13 protein-coding genes are annotated in these 17,978 nt (G+C 72.9%); 1 reads left to right on the forward strand and 12 read right to left on the reverse strand.

Annotation, left to right across the window (positions count from 1 at the left end):
- Positions 1 to 136: 136 nt before the first annotated feature.
- The 5 genes from ACFV3R_RS30655 to ACFV3R_RS30675 all read right to left on the reverse strand — a co-directional run bounded on the left by ACFV3R_RS30655 (position 137) and on the right by ACFV3R_RS30675 (position 8,057).
- Positions 137 to 2,686, reverse strand: a complete 2,550-nt coding sequence (locus ACFV3R_RS30655; protein ID WP_385589944.1) for an MFS transporter — start codon at positions 2,684 to 2,686, stop codon at positions 137 to 139.
- On the reverse strand, positions 2,683 to 3,228 hold the full coding sequence (locus tag ACFV3R_RS30660) for a MarR family winged helix-turn-helix transcriptional regulator (RefSeq protein WP_385589946.1): 546 nt from the start codon (positions 3,226 to 3,228) through the stop codon (positions 2,683 to 2,685). Before ACFV3R_RS30660 ends, ACFV3R_RS30655 begins: the two co-directional genes overlap by 4 nt.
- 409 nt (positions 3,229 to 3,637) lie before the next feature.
- Positions 3,638 to 5,236 (reverse strand): glycoside hydrolase family 27 protein, encoded by a 1,599-nt coding sequence (locus ACFV3R_RS30665; RefSeq protein WP_385589948.1) that lies wholly within the window; start codon positions 5,234 to 5,236, stop codon positions 3,638 to 3,640.
- A gap of 403 nt (positions 5,237 to 5,639) precedes the next feature.
- A complete protein-coding gene (locus tag ACFV3R_RS30670) occupies positions 5,640 to 6,560 on the reverse strand; it encodes an SDR family NAD(P)-dependent oxidoreductase (RefSeq protein ID WP_385589950.1) in 921 nt (306 codons plus the stop codon).
- A gap of 129 nt (positions 6,561 to 6,689) precedes the next feature.
- The gene (locus ACFV3R_RS30675) at positions 6,690 to 8,057 is read right to left on the reverse strand and encodes an MFS transporter (protein ID WP_385589952.1); all 1,368 of its coding nucleotides are present in this window, start codon (positions 8,055 to 8,057) and stop codon (positions 6,690 to 6,692) included.
- A 221-nt stretch (positions 8,058 to 8,278) separates the two neighbouring features.
- On the opposite strand from ACFV3R_RS30675, the gene ACFV3R_RS30680 reads away from it, so the two are divergent.
- Entirely contained in the window at positions 8,279 to 8,767 is a 489-nt protein-coding gene (locus ACFV3R_RS30680; RefSeq protein WP_385589954.1) for a glutathione peroxidase, read from the forward strand.
- 117 nt (positions 8,768 to 8,884) lie between these two features.
- Here the strand turns inward: ACFV3R_RS30680 and ACFV3R_RS30685 are convergent, their stop codons facing one another.
- The 7 genes from ACFV3R_RS30685 to ACFV3R_RS30715 form a co-directional block, all read right to left on the reverse strand.
- A complete protein-coding gene (locus ACFV3R_RS30685; RefSeq protein ID WP_385589956.1) occupies positions 8,885 to 11,011 on the reverse strand; it encodes a glycoside hydrolase in 2,127 nt (708 codons plus the stop codon).
- Positions 11,012 to 11,352: 341 nt separating this feature from the next.
- Positions 11,353 to 12,288, reverse strand: a complete 936-nt coding sequence (locus ACFV3R_RS30690; protein ID WP_385589958.1) for an aldo/keto reductase family oxidoreductase — start codon at positions 12,286 to 12,288, stop codon at positions 11,353 to 11,355.
- 246 nt (positions 12,289 to 12,534) lie between these two features.
- On the reverse strand, positions 12,535 to 13,392 hold the full coding sequence (locus ACFV3R_RS30695) for an alpha/beta fold hydrolase (RefSeq protein ID WP_385589960.1): 858 nt from the start codon (positions 13,390 to 13,392) through the stop codon (positions 12,535 to 12,537).
- Between the two features lie 144 nt (positions 13,393 to 13,536).
- Entirely contained in the window at positions 13,537 to 14,445 is a 909-nt protein-coding gene (locus tag ACFV3R_RS30700) for an SDR family oxidoreductase (RefSeq protein ID WP_385589962.1), read from the reverse strand.
- A 187-nt stretch (positions 14,446 to 14,632) separates the two neighbouring features.
- The gene (locus ACFV3R_RS30705; protein WP_385589964.1) at positions 14,633 to 15,667 is read right to left on the reverse strand and encodes an LCP family protein; all 1,035 of its coding nucleotides are present in this window, start codon (positions 15,665 to 15,667) and stop codon (positions 14,633 to 14,635) included.
- 89 nt (positions 15,668 to 15,756) lie between these two features.
- The gene (locus ACFV3R_RS30710) at positions 15,757 to 16,779 is read right to left on the reverse strand and encodes a GDP-mannose 4,6-dehydratase (RefSeq protein WP_385589966.1); all 1,023 of its coding nucleotides are present in this window, start codon (positions 16,777 to 16,779) and stop codon (positions 15,757 to 15,759) included.
- Positions 16,776 to 17,957 carry a glycosyltransferase gene (locus ACFV3R_RS30715; RefSeq protein WP_385589968.1) on the reverse strand — a complete coding sequence of 394 codons (1,182 nt, stop codon included), beginning with the start codon at positions 17,955 to 17,957 and terminating at the stop codon, positions 16,776 to 16,778. The genes ACFV3R_RS30710 and ACFV3R_RS30715 overlap by 4 nt, the downstream gene beginning before the upstream one ends.
- Positions 17,958 to 17,978 lie beyond the last annotated feature (21 nt).

The raw sequence follows: 17,978 nt of genomic DNA on the forward strand, positions 1-17,978 counted from the left end.
CTCAACGGGGCGCCTGCGCCCCTGCCCAACGAGCACGCCCCCCCCCCGGCCCGGCCGTCCCGCCCCCCCCCCAACCCCACTCGGCGGGGGCCCCCCCCCCCCTACCTGGCGGGGCCCGCTCCCCCGGAGGTGCCGGTCAGACCTGGCGGTCGTGGCCCAGGTCCATGTCCAGTTCGGTACGACCGGTCTGGTCGAGGTGGACGTGGGCGGCGACCGGCGGGTAACCACCGGCGATCACGGTGTACTCGCCACCGTCGAGGTCGGTGAAGAAGTACTCGCCGTCCTCACCGGTCGTGGCGCTGCCGACCACGTTGCCCGCCGGGTCGACCAGGGTCACCCGTGCGTCCTCCACCGGCGTGCCCGACACGGTGCGGATGATGCCGCGCACCCGGGACCCGGGGGCGAGCCGCACCTCGTACCGGTTGGCCGAGCCGGCGACGACCTCCACCTGGAGGGCCGCGGGCCGGTGACCGGTGGCGCTGACCGCCAGGGTGTACTGGCCGGGGACCAGCTCACCGAAGGCGAAGCCGCCGTCGTGTCCGGAGGTTCCGGAGGCCACGACCTCGCCCCGCAGGTCGGTGGCAACCACGAGAGCGTCGGGGACGGCGTGCGAACCCTTGTCGTCGACCACCTCGCCGGTGAGGCCGGCGGCCCCGCTCAGCGTCAGGTCGAAGCGGATGCCTTCGGCGCCCACCACGACGGTGGCGGCCTGCGGCTGGCGCGAGCCCGCCGAACCGATCAGCACATAGGTGCCGGGGCTGGCGACGGGCAGCACGTACTCGCCCCCGGGCCCGGTCTCGGTACGGCCGAGCTGACGGCCGCCGACGTCGATCAGGGTGACCACGGCACCGGCCAGTGGCGCTCCGGTGCCGTCCGCGACGTAACCGGTGACGGCGGACCCTGAGGCGGCCGGCAGCGGCTCGGTGGCGGCGGCCACCGGGACCGGCGCCACCTCGCTGACCGCGGTGGCGGCGGCCGTCGTGGGCTGCGGCGCCGCGGACTCGCCGCCGCCCTCCTCAGCCGCCCGGGCCTGGAGGCCGGAGACCGTGCGCAGCGGCACCTCCTTGATGAAGAGCACCAGCAGGAAGGCGACGGCGACGACGATCGCTCCGGTGAGGAAGACGGTGTGCATCGAGTCGGCGAAGCCCTGCTTGAAGGGCTCCGACAGGCGCGGGTCGAGCTGCTGGATGAAGGAGGAGTCGTTCAGGACACCGGTGGAGTTGCCGCCGGGGTGCTGGAGCATCTGCAGCACCGGCTTGTTGGCCGGGTCGTGCAGCACCTTCGGGTCGTGCAGCGCCGCCTGGAAGTCGTGCGTACCGGCTGCGGTCTTGAAGGCCGAGGCGATCTTGTCACCCACCGTGCTGAAGAGCAGCGACAGGAAGATGGCGGTACCGGCGGTGGCGCCCATCTGACGGAAGAACGTGGAGGAGGCCGTCGCCACACCCATGTCCCGCGGCGGGACCGCGTTCTGCACGGCGAGCACGAGTGTCTGCATGCAACTGCCCAGGCCGAGCCCGAACACGAACATGTAGAGCATCGTCTGCCACAGCACCGTGTCCCACTGCACCTGGAAGTGGAAGAGCAGCATCGCGGCGACCATCAGCAGGGTGCCGATGACCGGGAAGATCTTGTAGCGGCCGGTCTTGGAGGTGATCTGGCCGGAGACGATCGAGGCCAGCATCATGCCGGCCATCAACGGCAGCATCTCCAGGCCGGACTTGGTGGGGCTGGCGCCCTTCACGATCTGGAGGTACTGCGGGATCATCAGCATGCCGCCGAACATGCCCATACCGATGAGGACGGACAGCAGGCTGGTCTTGCTGAAGGTGGCGTTGCGGAAGAGCCGCATCGGGATCAGTGCGTCGTCGCCTATCCAGCGTTCGACGAAGATCCAGGCGATGATGCCGACCGCGCCGACGGCGTAGCAGACGATCGAGTTGGTGGAACCCCAGCCCCACTCCCGGCCCTGCTCGGCGACGAGCAGCAGCGGCACGACGCCGACGGCGATGGTGAGCGCACCCCACCAGTCGATGCGGTGCTCGCGGCGGGTGTGCGGGATGTTGAGGACCTTGGCGACCACGAAGAGGGCGACGATGCCGACCGGGACGTTGACCAGGAAGACCCAGCGCCAGCCGGTGATGCCCAGGATGGTGGCCTGACCCGCCAGCGCACCGCCGATGAGCGGTCCGGCGACGCTGGAGGTGGCGAAGGTGCCCAGCATGTAGCCCTGGTAGCGGGCCCGTTCACGGGGCGGGACGATATCGCCGATGATGGCCAGGGCCAGCGACATCAGACCACCGGCGCCCAGGCCCTGCAGCGCCCTGAAGGCGGCGAGCTCGGTCATCGAGGTCGAGAAGGTGCAGAGCACCGAGCCGACCACGAAGATGCCGATCGCAGCGAGGTAGAACGGCTTCCGGCCGTAGAGGTCGGAGAGCTTGCCGTAGAGCGGCGTGGCGATCGTCGAGGTGATCAGGTACGCCGTGGTGGCCCAGGCCTGCTGGCTCAGGCCGTGGAGGTCGTCGGCGATCGTCCGGATCGACGTGCTGACGATGGTCTGGTCGAGGGCCGCCAGGAACATGCCCAGCATCAGACCGCTGAGGATCGTCAGGATCTGCCGGTGACTGAGGGCCCCCGACGGGGATATGCCCTTGGTACCCGCCGCGGACGGGGACGTGGATGTACTCACGCTGGTGTGTCTCCATGCTCGGCCTGGCCCTGGTCTCCCCCGGGGGTCGGCCGCGAGTGTCGTTCTTCTGCCAAGTCGTCGTTGAGGCGGCTCATGAGCCGGATCAGCTCCGCACGGTCCTCGGCCGGCCACTCCTGGAGGAGGTCGGCCAGCTTGGTGTCGCGTTCGCGCCGGTACTGCTCGAAGGCCGCACGTCCTTCCTCCGTCGCGGACAGCAGACTGCCCCGCCTGTCCTCGGGGTCCCGGTGGCGGGCCACCAGTCCCCGCTCCACCAGGGAGCGGACCTGCCTGCTCACGGTGGAGAGGTCGAGAAAGGCGTCCGCGGCCAGGTCGGTCGCACGCCGGTCACCTCCCATCACGAGCCGGGCGAGCAGGACGCGGTCCGCGGCGCCCCCGTCGTACTTGGCGCGCTGCTTCCAGGCCGCGATGAGGCGGGTGAAGCGTGTGATCTGCGAGCCCAGTGCGGCGGCGGCCTCACCGAGGTCCGAGGAAGGGGTGATCCGTTGAGCCCGGCCACTTCCGTGGACGGTGCCGTTGCTCATCGTCATGGTCCTCGCGCTCGTCACCCGTGTCGCGCGTTCGCGTCACGGACTGACATGTTGCTTGTATCCAGCAAGTGTACGGCACGCCGAGCCGTCCTCGCACCAGGGTTTCGCCATCCGCCGTGACACGCCGCAGCGACACCCTCGCCCGGCGTCGCCACTCCTGCGCCCGGAAAGGCCCCGTCCCGGAGCCGGCACCCCCCGACGGGGCGGGGCACCCCAACGCACCGAACATGCGGACGACTTGGGCCGGCCCGGCGCCTCCCCCACGCGCCGCGGAAGTGACCGGGCTCACCCCTTCCCGGCCCGGAGCAGCGCCCCTCCTGCCCGGGTGCTGCCCGTGGCGGGAGGGGCGGGGGCCGCGCACCGGCGGGCGCGCGGGGGTGCGTCGCGTTGCACGGACCTCAGGTCAAGTGAGGCGCCACTGCTGGTTGGCGCCGCCGTTGCAGGTCCACAGTTCCACCGGGGTGCCGGCGGTGTTGCCGGACGGCTGGTCCCCACCGGTGACGTCCAGGCACAGGCCGGACTGCACTCCGGTGATCGTACCGTCGGCGTTGAGCCGCCACTTCTGGTTCTCTCCCCCGTTGCAGGTCCAGACCTCCACCGGGGTGCCTGCGCCGGTCTGGTTGTCGTAGGCGTCCAGGCAGAGGGTCCCGCCGAAGAGACGCAGCTCACCCTCGGCGGTGGGGGTGAGCTGCTGGTCCGCGGCACCCGTCGCGCAGTCGCCGATCTCGATCCGGGTCCCGGCGGTGCGCTGCCCGTCCGCGGTGGCCAGGCACCGCTGGGAGGAGGCGCCGACGATCCCGTGCGGGGTGCCGACGCTGGTCCCGTCACCGACGGAGACGCGGTACATGACGGCGCCGTGGGCGGGCACGGCGGCGGAGAGGGCGCCGCTGCTGCTGGTGACCTGGTGGGTCCAGAGGTTGTCCCAGCGGTAGCCGGCGGCGCCGGGCATGCCCACCGCGGCGGCCGAGGTGGTGAGGGTGGCCGCGGAGTCCGTCTCGTTGAAGAGCACCACCGCGACGTCGCCGTCGACCAGCGGCTTGGCGAGCACGTCGTGGCCTCCCGCGGCGGACACCTGCCGGCCCTGCTTGCCGAGCGGGTCCTGGTCGACGGCGATCACGTCGCGGTTGCCGTAGAGGGAGAGGGTGGCCGCGGAGGCGGTCCGCAGGTCGGTCCCGGCCAGCAGCGGCGCGGCCATCTCGGCCCAGAGGCTGAACTCGGCGCGGTCCTCGGTGAAGGACATGCCGTTGCCGACTTCGAGCATGTCGGGGTCGTTCCACGCGCCGGGCTTCGCGTAGTCGGCCAGGGCCACGTTGGCGTGGTAGATGGAGAGCATCGAGCCGTAGGAGGCGTTGATGTCGCCGGTGGTCCGCCACAGGTTGCCGGTCTGCGCGCCCCAGGTCCACACGTTCTCGTCGCCCCACTCGCAGAGGCTGTAGACGATGGGGCGGCCGGTGGCGGCCAGGGCGTCCCGCATGGCGGTGTAGCGCTCCTGGTAGGGCCTGCCCTGGTTGTTGCAGTTGTCGTACTTGAGGTAGTCGACTCCCCAGGCGGCGAAGTCGGCGGCGTCGGTGCGCTCGTGGTCGAGGCTGCCCGGGTAACCGGCACAGGTCGCGGTACCGGCACTCTCGTAGATGCCGAGCTTGAGCCCCTTGGCGTGGACGTAGGCCGCGGTGCCGCTGATGCCGTCGGGGAACTTGGCCGGGTCGGGGACGAGGTGGCCGCCCGCGTCGCGCTGCTTGGTCATCCAGCAGTCGTCGATGTTGACGTACCGGTAGCCGGCGTCCGTCAGCCCGGCCGAGACCATCTTGTCGGCCGTCTCCTTCACCAGCTGCTCGGTCACGTCGCAGCCGAAGGCGTTCCAGTCGTTCCAGCCCATGGGCGGGGTCTTGGCGAGTCCGTTGTCCAGGGCCTGAGCCCCCGGGGCCGGGCCGAGGACGACCAGCGCCGGCGCGAGGACGGCCAGCATCGCCGTCACCAGGGCGGCACGCAGGGCCTTGGCCACGGCTGTCGCCCGCGCCCCCGGTCCTGAGGAGCGCGATGCCGGGCGGCCTGCGCCCGGCGGGATGCGGAAGGTAGGCCCCAAGGGCCCCGGTGCGGTCATTGCACGTCCTCCAGGCGGGGTGGGCGGGTGTGCCGCGCTGCCACGCCCCGGGGACCGCCGGCCCCGGCCGGCCACTGCGCCGCCACGCCGCCCGCACCGCAGCCCTCGGACGGTCCGCGGGCAGCGGGGCTCACCGGCGGACGCGGCCGGGCGGGGTCGGGCGTCGTCGCACTTCCGGGGCGTTCGAAACGGGGAGGTCCTGTGGGGGCGAGACGTTGGCAAGTGTCCGCTTGTGGTTGACGGGCCGTCAAGATGACGGTGTCATGACATTCACGCCGACTCCGTCCCCCGCCTCCGCCTCCGGTCAGCCGACGAAGGACTCCGCCCTCTCCCACAGCCGCTCGGCGGCCTCGGCGTCCAGCGCGTACGGGGCCACTCCGCCGGCAGCGGGGTCGAGCCGGCCACGGACCACCGCCGCCTCCGCACAGTCCTCGAAGTAGCGGCCCCCCACCCCCTCGACCAGGGGGGAGGCGGCGAGCAGCACCGAGGTCGCGGCACCCTGGGCCACGGACTTGCGCCGCTCGACGGGGGTGCGCAGACCGCCGGTGTGCCGCTGCAGGTTGGTGGGGATCGCTCCCGGGTTGAGGGCGTTGGCGTGGATCCCCTCGTGCCCCCAGTGCCGGGTGATCCCGACGGCGAGCAGCACCTGCGCGGTCTTGGACTGACCGTAGGCGGTCCAGGGGTCGTAGGGACGCTGGGCGAAGTCGATGTCCTCGAAGTCCACCGGCGCCAGCAGGTGGGCGCTGGAACTCACACAGACCACCCGGGCCCCGCCGGCCGCGGTCAGCGAGGCGTGCAGGGCCGTGGTCAGCGCGAAGTGCCCGAGGTGGTTGACGGCGAACTGCATCTCGTGGCCCTCCGGGGTGACCTCCCGCTGCGGGAGCGCCATGACGCCGGCGTTGTTGACGAGGATGTGCAGCGGTCCGGCCCAGGAGGTGGCGAAGGCCGCCACCGAGCCGAGGTCGGCGAGGTCCAGCTCGGCGGCGCTCACGTGCGGGTTCCCGGTCTCCTCGCGGAGCTGTCCGGCGGTGCGCTCCCCGGCGTCCGGCCTGCGCACGGCCAGCACGACCTCCGCGCCCGCTGACGCCAGTGCCCGTGCCGTCTCGGTGCCGATGCCGGAACCCGCCCCGGTGACGAGCGCCCGGCGGCCGGAGAGGTCGACACCGTCGATCACCTCGTCCGCGGTCGAGGAGAAGCCGAAGGGGGTGCGCAGGGGCTCAGTCATGTCGCGGTGCTCACTCGCTCGTCTCGCAGGGAGGGACGGCGGGCCCACCGTCCCTCCCCCATCCTGCGCCGGGCCGCGCCCGGAACCCGTCACCGCCCCCGGGGTGTCCGCCCGGCCGTGGCGGAGCCGTCAGTCCAGCGCGAGGCCCTTGGTCTCCGGCGCCCAGACCAGGGAGACGAGCGCGCCGAGGACCAGGAAGCCGCTGAGCACCGTCATGGAGACCGAGAAGCCCAGGGTCGACAGCGAGAGCGGCAACAAGAAGGTCCCGGCGGCGGAACCCACCCGGCTGAGCCCGTTCAGCAGGCCCACGCCACTCCCCCGCAGCCCGGTCGGGAAGAGCTCCGGCGGGTAGACCTGGTCGAGGTTGGAGGCCGCCGACATCACGAAGGTGAAGACCACGAAGAGGGCGAAGAGCAGAAGCCGGGGCGCGTGCGGCCACAGGCCCATGGGGCCGAGGGCGAGGGCCATGACGACGAAGGAGCCGATGACGAAGCCCCTGCGGGAGAGCCGCACCACGAACCACAGGCCGGCCACGCTGCCCAGCAGCAGGAAGAAGTTCAGGAGGGTGTCGCCGAGTCCCGACTCGCCCCGCAGGCCGAACCTCGCCATGACCACGGGGAGGAAGGTGTAGATGGCGAAGTACGGGATGACCTGGCAGTTGTAGTAGAGGACACCGAAGAGGGTGCTGCGCCACTGGTCCGCGGCGAACAGCCGCCGGTAGGGCGGGGCCGTCTGCCCGGCGTGCACCGGAACGGCGGCCAGCGCGGCCTCGACGTCGACGCGGGGCCCCAGGTGCCGGGTGATCACCTGACGCGCCTCGGCCACCCTCCCCTTGCTGACCAGCCACCGCGGGGACTCCGGGGTGCCGATGCGCAGCAGGAGCACGATCAGCGCCGGCACCGCACCGCTCGCCAGGAGCCAGCGCCAACTCTCACCCCCGGCCGCGACCAGCGCGGTACCCAGGAAGTAGGCGGCGATGTACCCGACGGTCCACATCGCGGTGAGGGAGGCCAGCAGGAGCCCGCGGTGGCGGCGGGGGCAGAACTCGGCGACCAGGGTGGGGCCGATGGCGTAGTCGGCGCCGATCCCCACGCCGATCAGCAGCCGCAGTACGAACAGCTCGGCGGGGCCCTGCACGAGGAACTGGGCCAACGAGGCCAGGGTGATGAGGACGAAGTTCAGCATGTACAGGCGTTGCCGCCCCACCCGGTCGGCCAGCCAGCCCAGGGTGATGCTGCCGAGGAAGATGCCGACGAGGGCGGACGCCCCGAGCAGTCCCTGCCATGCGGCGCCCAGGTGCATCTGGGGGGTGATGAGGGTGAGGGCCGCCCCGATGACGCCGAGGTGGTAACCGTCGGAGAAGTTGGCCCCGAAGGTGAGTGCCGTGATCTTGAGGTGGAAACCGTTGAGCGGTGCGTCGTCGAGCGTGTGCCGCGGAGGGCCGTGCGCCGTCTCCGGTGTGGCACCGGATTCCGACAGGGTCTGGGGACTGGGCATCGGTGGAGCATACGCGGCCCGCCCCCGTGCGACGGCATCGGACGACGAGCCGGCCGCGGAGAGTGAGGACGGCGGGCGCGGAGCGGCGCCCAGGGCCGCCGGAGCGCTGCACCGCCGGTCCGGGGTGGTGCTCCCGTCCCGCGGGCGGCGGCAGCCGTGGCAGGGTGGGCGGCGGTGACCTGCGAGGTGGTCGCCTCACAGTCTGTGAAGGAGTGGGGACGTTGGGTCTGTACGACATCGCACTGCGCACGCTGGACGGGCGGGAGACGACCTTGGCCGAGCACCGCGGCCGGGCGCTGCTCCTGGTGAACGTGGCCTCCCGGTGCGGTCTGACACCGCAGTACGAGGGCCTGGAGGAGCTGCACCGGCGCCATGCCGACCGGGGCTTCAGCGTGCTCGGCTTCCCCTGCAACCAGTTCGCCGGGCAGGAGCCGGGCAGCTCCGAGGAGATCGCCGGGTTCTGCTCGACGACGTACGGCGTCACCTTCCCGCTCTACGCGAAGATCGACGTCAACGGCGCGGCCCGGCACCCGCTGTACGCCGAGCTGACCCGCCACGAGGACGCGACGGGCGCTGCGGGGGATGTCCAGTGGAACTTCGAGAAGTTCTTGATTTCCAGCGAGGGTGAGGTCCTCGGCCGCTTCCGGCCACGCACGGAACCCGACGCCCCGGAGCTGGTGAAGGCCGTGGAGGCTGCACTGCCGCGGTAGGGGCGGGGGCGGCCGGCGGGGCGGATCCTCGGCCCGCCCCACCGGCCGCAGTGCGTCACTTCGGTGAGGGCGCCGTTCGACGATCGCGGTGTGGCGCGGAGCCGCCGGCCGCGGCGCTCAGCCGTGCACCGGGCAGATCCGGCGGGGCGTGGCCTCCCCGTGGAGTCTTGCGTCGGCGCAGCCGCCCGGCAGGCCGTGGTAGGCGGTGGTGCTGAAGTTGGCGGTGACGGTGAGCGTGCCGTGGCCGAACTCCGTGTGCTGCACGCGGTGGTCGTCGGTGAGCTGCCGGAAGGAGGTCATGGGTGCGGTTGCGGCGGCCTGGTGCAGTGGGGCGAAGTCCTTCTGCAGCGCGGCCATCTCCTTGCCGGTCGTGGCCAGGTTGGTGTCGGAGAGGGTGAAGTTGAGGGGGGTGTCGTAGAGCAGTGAGAGCAGCGCCCGGTCCCGCTTCTGGTCGGGCAGCTTGTTGTAGGGCAACTCCCAGCGGTCGGTGCTGACGAGGACGTCATGCAGGGCGGTCTGGTAGATCGGCACCCGGTAGGCGGGGTCGAACATGGCGGTGGCCTGCGCCCTGGGCAGGGTGACCGGCTTGAAGAAGAAGGCCGGCGCGTTCTGCGGCCAGTAACCGCCCCATAGCTTCCGGTCGTTCTCGGTGGTCCACAGGTCGTCGGTGACGGGCGTCTGGGCACCGTGGGTGAAGGACAGGTCGGGCACGGACCAGCCGACGGCCGACTCCGAGCCCACCACGAGCCTGTCTGCGGCGAGCGCGTGCAGCCGCTTCAGGCGGTTGGCGCGGTCCTGCCTCCGGTTCATGGGATGGGCCGCGCTGTGGTCGCTGAACAGCTCGCCTGCCGCGTCGACGTCCAGGAAGAGGCTGTCGACGCCGTTGGCCGTCATGTCCGCGGTGTGGCGCGCCAGGAAGTGGTGGGCTGCTTCGGCCTGTGCGAACGCCTGGGAGCTGAGGTAGCAACCGCGTCCGCCGAAGCCCGCCCTGAGCTTCCCGTCCGCGGTGCGGATGCAGAAGTCCGGGTAGATCGTTCCCGGCCACTTGGCCACCGGGGTGTCGGCGCTGTCGGCGGGTTGGCCGTTGTCGTAGGAGTCGTAGGGGCCGACCAGGTAGCCGTCGCGGTGCGCCTCGTGCACCGCCGCCCGGCTCATGGGGTGGCCGTCGGCGTCGTAGCCGAGCCACAGGCGGGTGGCGCCCTGCTGCCGCAGGCCGCGCACGGCGTCGGGCTGGAGCGCGCCGCCCCACAGGTAGGCATGCTCGGCCCCCAGCAGCCTGCGGGTGGCGGGGGTGGCCGCGATCTTCTGAGCGAGGGTGCGGACGCCGCCGTGCTCGTCGAGCCATCGGCGGTAGTCGGTTCCCGGGGCCACCGGGGACGCTTTCGTCACCGCGAAGGTCAGGGTGTAGTCGCGGGTGTTCTCGCGCCGGGAGAAGGCGTGCCGTGCGGTGGCCCGCAGCCGGCTGTGCGAGGAGGCGAAGGCGAGGGAGGTCCCGGTGCTGTCGGGCACCAGGTAGCTGACCGAGTGGCCGGCCGCCGTGTACCCCCACACCGGCAGCGTCAGCGCGCCGGTCTCCAGGTCCGCCTCGCTGCCCGCCAGGCCGGCCGCCGGGCTGTTCCAGAAGGGGTCGGCGACCGGGACCGAGAGGCCCTCGCCCCGCGGGACCTGGAGGGTGGCCGCTTGGTCAGCTGCGCCGTTCCCCCCGGTGACGGGCCACTGAAGGGTCTGGTCCGCGGCCGAGTGGACCGTCATCCGCACCCGCCCGTGCTCGACGGCGGCGGTCACCTCCAGGCCGGTCGCCGGGTAGCTCCACTCGGCACGCGAACCGTCCACCCGGACCTTCCCCGGCGTGCCGAGGTGGCTCGCGGCACCGCCCGAGACGGGCACGGTCCGTCCGTCGGCGGTGGCGGTCATGCGCAACGTCCGGGTGTCGACGTCGACCTGACTGCCGGCCACGGCGAACCGGACGGTGGACCCGCGCACACCGGGGACGGCGTCGGTCTGCGCCGGGGCGGTGCAGGCGCCCGTCGTCGCACCGACCGCCAGGGCCAGGAGCGCACTCGTCAGGCCCCGGGAGCGGCGTGCGTTGCGGGCCGGCGGCTGCGTCCCCTCCCGCGGTGCCGTGCCGGGTCGGTTCCCGTGGCAGGCGACGGGGCCCCGGACGGGCCTCCCCGGCCTTCCCCGGTCCGGGAGGTGTGCGTCGGTCGGTGCGGGCGGCGGGAAGGCGGCGTCCTGGGTTCTCATGCGTCGACCATGATCACCGGAGATAAGAGGTTTCTAAGGGGTCCTTGCGAGATGAGCGTCCGATGAGGTCGCGTGGTCTGGTGCCGTGCATCGCAAGGCGCCGGAGAGTCCTCGTAGCGGAGCTACCAGGGCTTTTCGGCAACGCCGCGAGGTGCGGTGCCAGACCACGCGGCCCGGGCGGGCATATGGCAAGGACCCCTGAGAGACCGTTACCCGGAGCAGGTCGACCGCAGCCGGCGAGGACCGCGGCTCGGGACGCGGGGCGCACACCGGCGCGGCTGCACTCGCACACCACCGGTGCGAGTGCCCCCGACCTCGGACGACGTTCCCCGTATCCGGGCTCAGGGCACGAGGTGGCCCGCGGCGCGGAACAGTTCGTACCACTCGGCCCGGGTGAGGCGGAGTTCGGAGCCCTGGGCGGCGCCCGCGACGCGCTCCGGGTTGGTGGTGCCGAGCACGACCTGCATCTGCGCGGGGTGGCGGGTGATCCAGGCAGTCGCGATCGCGATGGCGGGGACGTCGTACTGGCCGGCGAGGCGGTCGATGACGGCGTTGAGCTCGGGGTACTCCGGCGAGCCGAGGAAGACACCGGTGAAGAAACCGGCTTGGAAGGGGGACCATGCCTGGACGGTGATGTCGTGCAGCCGGCAGTAGTCGACGATCCCCCCGCCGTCGAGGGTGGCCGCCTGCTGCTCCGTCAGCATGTTCGCGGCGATCCCCTGTGCGATGACCGGCGCGTGGGTGATCGAGAGCTGGAGCTGGTTGGCCACGATGGGCTGCCGCACGTACCTGCGCAGCAGGTCGATCTGGCGCGGGGTGTGGTTCGAGACGCCGAAGGCCCGGACCTTCCCCGAGGACTCCAGCTCGTCGAAGGCGCGGGCCACCTCCTCCGGTTCGACGAGTGCGTCGGGGCGGTGCAGCAGCAGGATGTCGATGCGGTCGGTCCGCAGGGCCGCGAGCGATTCCTCCACGGAGGTGACGATGTGCTCGTAGGAGAAGTCGTAGTACGGCCCGTCCGTCACGATTCCCGCCTTGGTCTGGATCGTGATCCCGTCGCGCTGCGACGGGCTCAGCGCCATCGCGTCGGCGAAGCGGCGTTCGCAAGCGTGCAGTTCGCCGCCGTAGATGTCGGCGTGGTCGACGAAGTCGATGCCCGCGTCGCGCGCGGCGCCGAGGAGTTCGCGGACCTCGTCGTCGGACTTGTCGGCGATGCGCATCAGGCCGAGCACGACGTTCGGGGCGAGGATGGCGGTGCCGGGCATGGTGAAGGTCTTCACGGCGGTGTTTCCTTTCGGGTGTGCAGGTCCGCACGGTACAAGCCTCCCCCGGCCGGGCCACCGTCGCGTACGCACACCTTGCACCAGCTCTGGCCTCTCCGGCCGCGCCGCGCACTGCGGACGGCCACGCCTGTCCCGGGGCACGGTCGCGGCGGTTCCGGGTGAACGGGGCGAGGACGCCGGCCGCCGTCCTGCGCCGGAGAAGGCCCCGGGCTCCACGGCGGTTGCAGAGGCGGAGGGGACGGCTCAGTGACCTCCTGCGGCCGGTTCCGCGCCGGTCTGCCGCAGGAAGGCGGTGAGCACCTCGGCGAGGCGTTCGGGCTGGTCCTCCGGGACCAGGGTGGAGGAGTCGGCGATCTCGACCAGTCGGCCCCGCGGATACAACTCCGCGAGTCGCGGGCCGTGTTCGCGGGGCATCAGCCTGTCCTCGGCGGCCCAGACGACCAGCACCGGGCCCTCGAAGTCACGCAGTCGCTCGCTCCAGGCCAGCAGGGTCCTGCGGTCGGGCGCCGAGGTGGCGAACTTGGCGAGGTCCCGGCGGATGGCCCTGCTGCGGGTGGCGGGTGCGAACCAGTCGGCCATGACGTCGTCCGGTACGCCCCGCAGACTCATGCCACCGTATCCGTTGCGGTGGTCGCGGAAGGCGGGCACGCGCATGAGCCGGGTCAGCAGCCAGACCGCGCCCGGGACCCGGCACATCGCGGCCATCGCCCTGGCCGGTCCGGGAGGGAAGTTGTCGAAGGCCTCGCAGGCCACCAGCACCAGCCGGGCCACTCGTTGCGCCCGCCCTTCCGACACCAGGAACTGGCCGCCGCCCCAGTCGTTGAGGACGAGCGTCACCTGGTCCAGGCCGAGCCGCTCGACGAACTCGCCGAGCAGCAGTGCGACGCCCCGCTGGGAGAGGTCCGCGTCCGGGTTCATCGGTCGGCGGTGGCCGCCGAGCGGCAGGGTGGGCAGGACGCACCGGTAGCCGTCCAGCAGCGGTACCACCTTCCGCCACTGCGTCTCGTTCATCGGCATGCCGTGGGCGAAGACCAGCACCGGCCCCCCGCCCCCGGTGTCCTGGTAGTCGATCGTTCCGGACGACAGCGCGACGCCCGGCATGGCGGCCCCCTTCGGCGGCACCCACTGTAGCCAGCCCCGGCCACCATCCCGCGTCTTTCGGCACGGAGGGCGCACCGCCGGGGGCCGTGCACCGGGTGGCGGGGATGGGTCGTGCCCGGTTCGGGCCGGTCGGGCGGTGGTCGCTCAGCTCTGGAAGTAGTACCCCTTCTCCAGGTCTTCGAGGAGGCCCGGGTGGGCCGGTTCCCAGTCCAGCAGTTGGCGGGTCAGGGCGCTGGAGACCGGCATGTCGAGGCCGAGGAAGCCGCTCAGCCAGGTGAAGTGCTCGGCCGCGTCCTCGGGGGCCACCGAGGTGACCGGCACGTCGAGGTGGCGGCCGATCACGGCGGCGACATCCCGGATGGCGACGCCCTCCTCGGCGACGCCGTGCAGCACCGACCCGGCGGGAGCCTTCTCCGCTGCCAGGCGGAACAGCCGGGCGGCGTCGCGGCGGTGGACGGCCGGCCAGCGGTTGGCGCCGTCACCGATGTATCCGGAGACACCCCGGGTGCGGGCGATGTCGACCAGGGTCGCCATGAAGCCCTGGTCCCCGTCGCCGTGGCAGGTCGGGGCGAGCCGCACCACGGAGGAGCGGACGCCGCGCGAGGCGAGGGCGAGCACCGCCTCCGCGGTGAGCGATCGGGTCGAGAAGACCGAGCCGTCGACGGTGGGCATGTTCCGCTCGGTCGCCACCTGTCCGGGCGCGAGGCCGGCCACTCCGGAGGCCAGGACGAAGGGACGGCCGGTGCCGACGAGCGCGTCGCCGAGGACGTCCACGGCGCGGCGGTCGGCCTCGACGGCGCCCTGGAAGCCTCCGCTGAAGGCGACGTCGTGCTTGAAAGCGAGGTGGATCACGCCGTCCGACGCGGCCGCTGAGTTCCGCAGGACGTCGAGGTCGTCGAGGCTGCCGCGGACGGCCTCCGCCCCGGCCGCGGTGAGCGCTGCGGCGGAGGCCTCGGAGCGGGCGAGGCCGACGACCTGGTGCCCCGCGCCGATGAGGTCGGGCACGAGGGCGGAGCCGATCCAGCCGGACGCGCCGGTCACGAAGATGCGCATGGGACGAACCCCCAAGAGTCGATGACAGTCACTGTCATCGATGGTAGCTCCTGATGTCATTTACTGCCATCACCCTTTTCGGGCGCGCCCCGGACGGTCCGCGACACCACCCCACGGGCGCCCCCGCCCCCGGGTGGCACGAGCGCCCCCGGGACGGCGCAGGCGAACCGGTCACCGGGCCCGTCCCTCACTGCTCCGCAGCGGGCGGGGCACCTCCCTCGCGCAGCGCGGTCCAGAGGTCGCCCGCCTGCGGCTGCACGGCCTGCACCCGGTTGGGGTCCGTGGGGTACGGGCCGACCGGGAGGGTGCGGAAGTCGACGGCGCCGGGCTTCAGGGCGGAGAGGCTGCCGGCGAGGTGGAGCAGCGAGCCCACGGAGGCCAGGCCGGAGTCGGTGGTCAGGGCCGAGGTCGCGGCGTCGGCTACCCGGTAGAGGCGGGTGGGGTGGGTCAGCAGGCCCTCGGAGCGCAGCTGGGTCGCCAGCGCGGCCAGGAAGCGCTGTTGCAGGTGGATGCGGCCCAGGTCGCTGCCGTCCCCCACCCCGTGGCGGGTGCGGACGAGGCCGAGGGCCTGTTCGCCGTCGAGTCGGTGGGTGCCCGCCGGCAGGTCCAGCCCGCTCCACCGGTCGTGGATGTCCTCGTCGGTGGTGACCTTCACCCCGCCGAGGGCGTCGACCAGTCGCTTGAAGCCGGTGAAGCCGATGTCCAGTACGTGGTCGATGCGCAGGCCGCTCATGTCCTCGACGGTCCTCACCGCGCAGGTGCTGCCGCCGAGCGCGTACGCGGTGTTGAACATGGCGGATCGTGCTGCGCCGGCCCGCTTCCCGCCGGGCAGGGTGCACTGCGGTCGGTGGACCATCGTGTCCCGCGGAATGCTGACGACCGTGGCCCGCCGGCGGTCCGGGGGGAGGTGGACCACCATCGCGGTGTCGGACCGCGCGCCGCTGACGTCGCCGCCGTACTCGTGGTTGGCGCCGGCCCGGGAGTCGGAGCCGAGGAGCAGGAGGTTGGTGCCGCCCGCCGCCCCGCGCGGTGGCCGGTCCGCGCCGAGCTGCGCCGCGAGGTCGACGGTGGACAGGTTGCCGTCGAGCCTCTCGTACACCCACCACCCCCCGGCACCGGTGACGGCCAGCACGGTGGCGAGCGCCCCGATCAGTACGCGGCTGCGACGGGGGCGGCGGGCGGCTGGGGTGGTCTTCGCGTGGCGGGCGTCGCCGCGGGGCATCGGGCCTCCGGTGGGTCGGGGGTGTGCGGGAGCGAGGGCGACGGCCTCGTCGCGGCCGTCGAGGCACCCGCGGTGCGGGGCGAGGGGTGTCAGACCTGGTAGCGGTCGGCGGCGAAGAGGTGGAGGTGGTCGGCGACCCACGCGGAGGTGCGCCGCAGGCCCTCGTCCAGGGCCACCTCCGGTCGCCAGCCGGACCAGGCGCGCGCCCGGCCGTTGTCGGAGAGGAGGCGCTGCACCTCGCTGCCGGCGGGCCGGAGCCGGGCGGGGTCGACCACCACCTCGGCCTCCCGCCCCGATGCGGTGACCAGGGCCTGGGCGAGGTCACCGATCGAGATCTCCTGCCCCGTACCGAGGTTGACGGACTCGCCCAGCGCGCGGTCGCAGGCAGCCAGGGCGAGGAAGCCCGCCGCGGTGTCGGTGACGTAGGTGAAGTCGCGGGTGGGTGTGAGGGAGCCGAGCTTGATCTGCCGTGCCCCGGAGTGCAGTTGGGCGAGGATGGTGGGGATGACGGCGCGCGCGGACTGGCGCGGGCCGTAGGTGTTGAAGGGCCGCACGACGGTGACGGGGAGTTCGAAGGCGTGCCAGTGGGACAGCGCCATCATGTCCGCACCGATCTTGGAAGCGGAGTAGGGGGACTGCGGCTGCAGCGGGTGGTCCTCGCTGATCGGCGCGGTGCGCGCGGTGCCGTAGACCTCGCTGGTGGAGGTGTGGACGAGGCGGCGCACCGCGTGGCGGCGGCAGGCCTCGGCGACGTTCTCGGTGCCGACCACGTTGGTCTGCACGTAGGCGCCGGGCGAGTCGTAGCTGTAGGGGATGCCGATGAGCGCGGCGAGGTGGAAGACGGTGTCGCAGCCGGCGACCGCGTCCATCACCCGCCCCGGGTCGCGGACGTCTCCCGAGACCATCTCGACGGGGCTGTGCGGGTCGGCCAGGTAGCGGGCGAGGTGGCCCTTCTCGGCGTACGGCTTGTAGTGGACCAGGGCGCGGACCCGGGCGCCGCGCGCGACCAGCAGGTCCACGAGGGTGGAGCCGATGAAGCCCTCGGCGCCGGTGACCAGGACGCTACGGCCGGTCCAGTCGAAGGCGGTGGGGGCGGAGGGGGTGGTGGTCATGCGGTGGGCTCCTTCTCGGTGTACAGGGAGGCGGGGACGGGGTGTCCGGCCAGGTGGAGGGTGCGGGCGGCCAGCAGGTCCGCGGCGCGGGCGTGGTCACCGGGGTCGGCGGCGGCGCCCATCGCGGCCAGTCGGCGGGGGTCGGCCAGCAGCGGACCGGCGAGGTCGGCCAGGCGCTCGGCGGTGGTGTGGGCGTCCGGCAGCAGGAGGCCGGCGCCGGCGTCGGTGAGCACCCGGGCGTTGTGCGTCTGGTGGTCGCCCGGGGCGTGTGGGTAGGGGACGAGGACCGCCGGTGTGCCGGTGGCCGCCAGCTCGGCGACGGTTGCCGCGCCGGCCCGGCAGACGACGAGGTCGGCGGCGGCGTAGGCGAGGTCCATCCGGTCCACGTAGGGCACCGCGGCGGCGACCCGGTGACCGCCGGTGACGGCGAGGCGTTCCTGGGCGGCGGCGTGTGCGGCCGGGCCCGTCTTGATCAGCAGACGCAGGTCGTCGCGGCCGGCCCACCGCTCCGCGAGCCCGAGCGCGGCCTCGGTGAGCCGCGCCGCGCCCAGGCTGCCGCCGTTGACGAGCAGCAGGCGTGCGCCCGCCGGCACGCCCAGCGCGGCGCGTGCCTCCGCGCGTCGCGCGGTGCGGTCGAGGGCGGCGAGCGCACCGGAGATCGGCATGCCCACGGTGACGGCGTCGGCGCCGCGGTGCAGGTGGGGGCGGCTGGCGTCGAAGGCGAGCGCGACGTTCGGGGTGAGGCGGGCGGCGAACCGGTTGGCGCGGCCGGGCACCGCGTTGGACTCGTGGACCAGGCTGGGGAGACCGGCCAGTCGCGCGCCGACGATCACCGGAGCGCTGGGGTAGCCGCCCATGCCCACCGCGACCTGGGCACCCTGGTCGCGCAGGATGGTGCGGCACTGGGCGCCGGAGCGCACCAGGTCGGCGGGGAGCAGGTACCGCCGGGCGCCCAGGGAGCTGTCGAAGGGGATCATGTCGACGGTGTGCAGCCGGTACCCGGCCTCGGGGATCAGCCGCGTCTCCAGGCCGCGTTCGGTGCCCACGAAGGAGATCCGGGCGTCGGGGACGGCCCTGCGGAGCGCGTCGGCGAGGGCGAGACCCGGGTAGATGTGACCGCCGGTGCCGCCCGCGCCGATGACCACCGAGAGCGGGGGCGTGAGGTGTGTCGTTCGCATGGCAGCCAGGCTGCGCAGCCG

The sequence above is a fragment of the Streptomyces sp. NPDC059740 genome, from assembly GCF_042733155.1.
In the GTDB taxonomy this organism is placed as follows: Bacteria; Actinomycetota; Actinomycetes; order Streptomycetales; family Streptomycetaceae; genus Streptomyces.

Coding starts and splice junctions, on each gene's coding strand:
- ACFV3R_RS30660 (WP_385589946.1), bottom strand. CDS start 3,228: ATGAGCAACGGCACCGTCCACGGAAGTGGCCGGGCTCAACGGATCACC.
- ACFV3R_RS30670 (WP_385589950.1), bottom strand. CDS start 6,560: ATGACTGAGCCCCTGCGCACCCCCTTCGGCTTCTCCTCGACCGCGGAC.
- ACFV3R_RS30675 (WP_385589952.1), bottom strand. CDS start 8,057: ATGCCCAGTCCCCAGACCCTGTCGGAATCCGGTGCCACACCGGAGACG.
- ACFV3R_RS30685 (WP_385589956.1), bottom strand. CDS start 11,011: ATGAGAACCCAGGACGCCGCCTTCCCGCCGCCCGCACCGACCGACGCA.
- ACFV3R_RS30695 (WP_385589960.1), bottom strand. CDS start 13,392: ATGCCGGGCGTCGCGCTGTCGTCCGGAACGATCGACTACCAGGACACC.
- ACFV3R_RS30700 (WP_385589962.1), bottom strand. CDS start 14,445: ATGCGCATCTTCGTGACCGGCGCGTCCGGCTGGATCGGCTCCGCCCTC.
- ACFV3R_RS30705 (WP_385589964.1), bottom strand. CDS start 15,667: ATGCCCCGCGGCGACGCCCGCCACGCGAAGACCACCCCAGCCGCCCGC.
- ACFV3R_RS30710 (WP_385589966.1), bottom strand. CDS start 16,779: ATGACCACCACCCCCTCCGCCCCCACCGCCTTCGACTGGACCGGCCGT.
- ACFV3R_RS30715 (WP_385589968.1), bottom strand. CDS start 17,957: ATGCGAACGACACACCTCACGCCCCCGCTCTCGGTGGTCATCGGCGCG.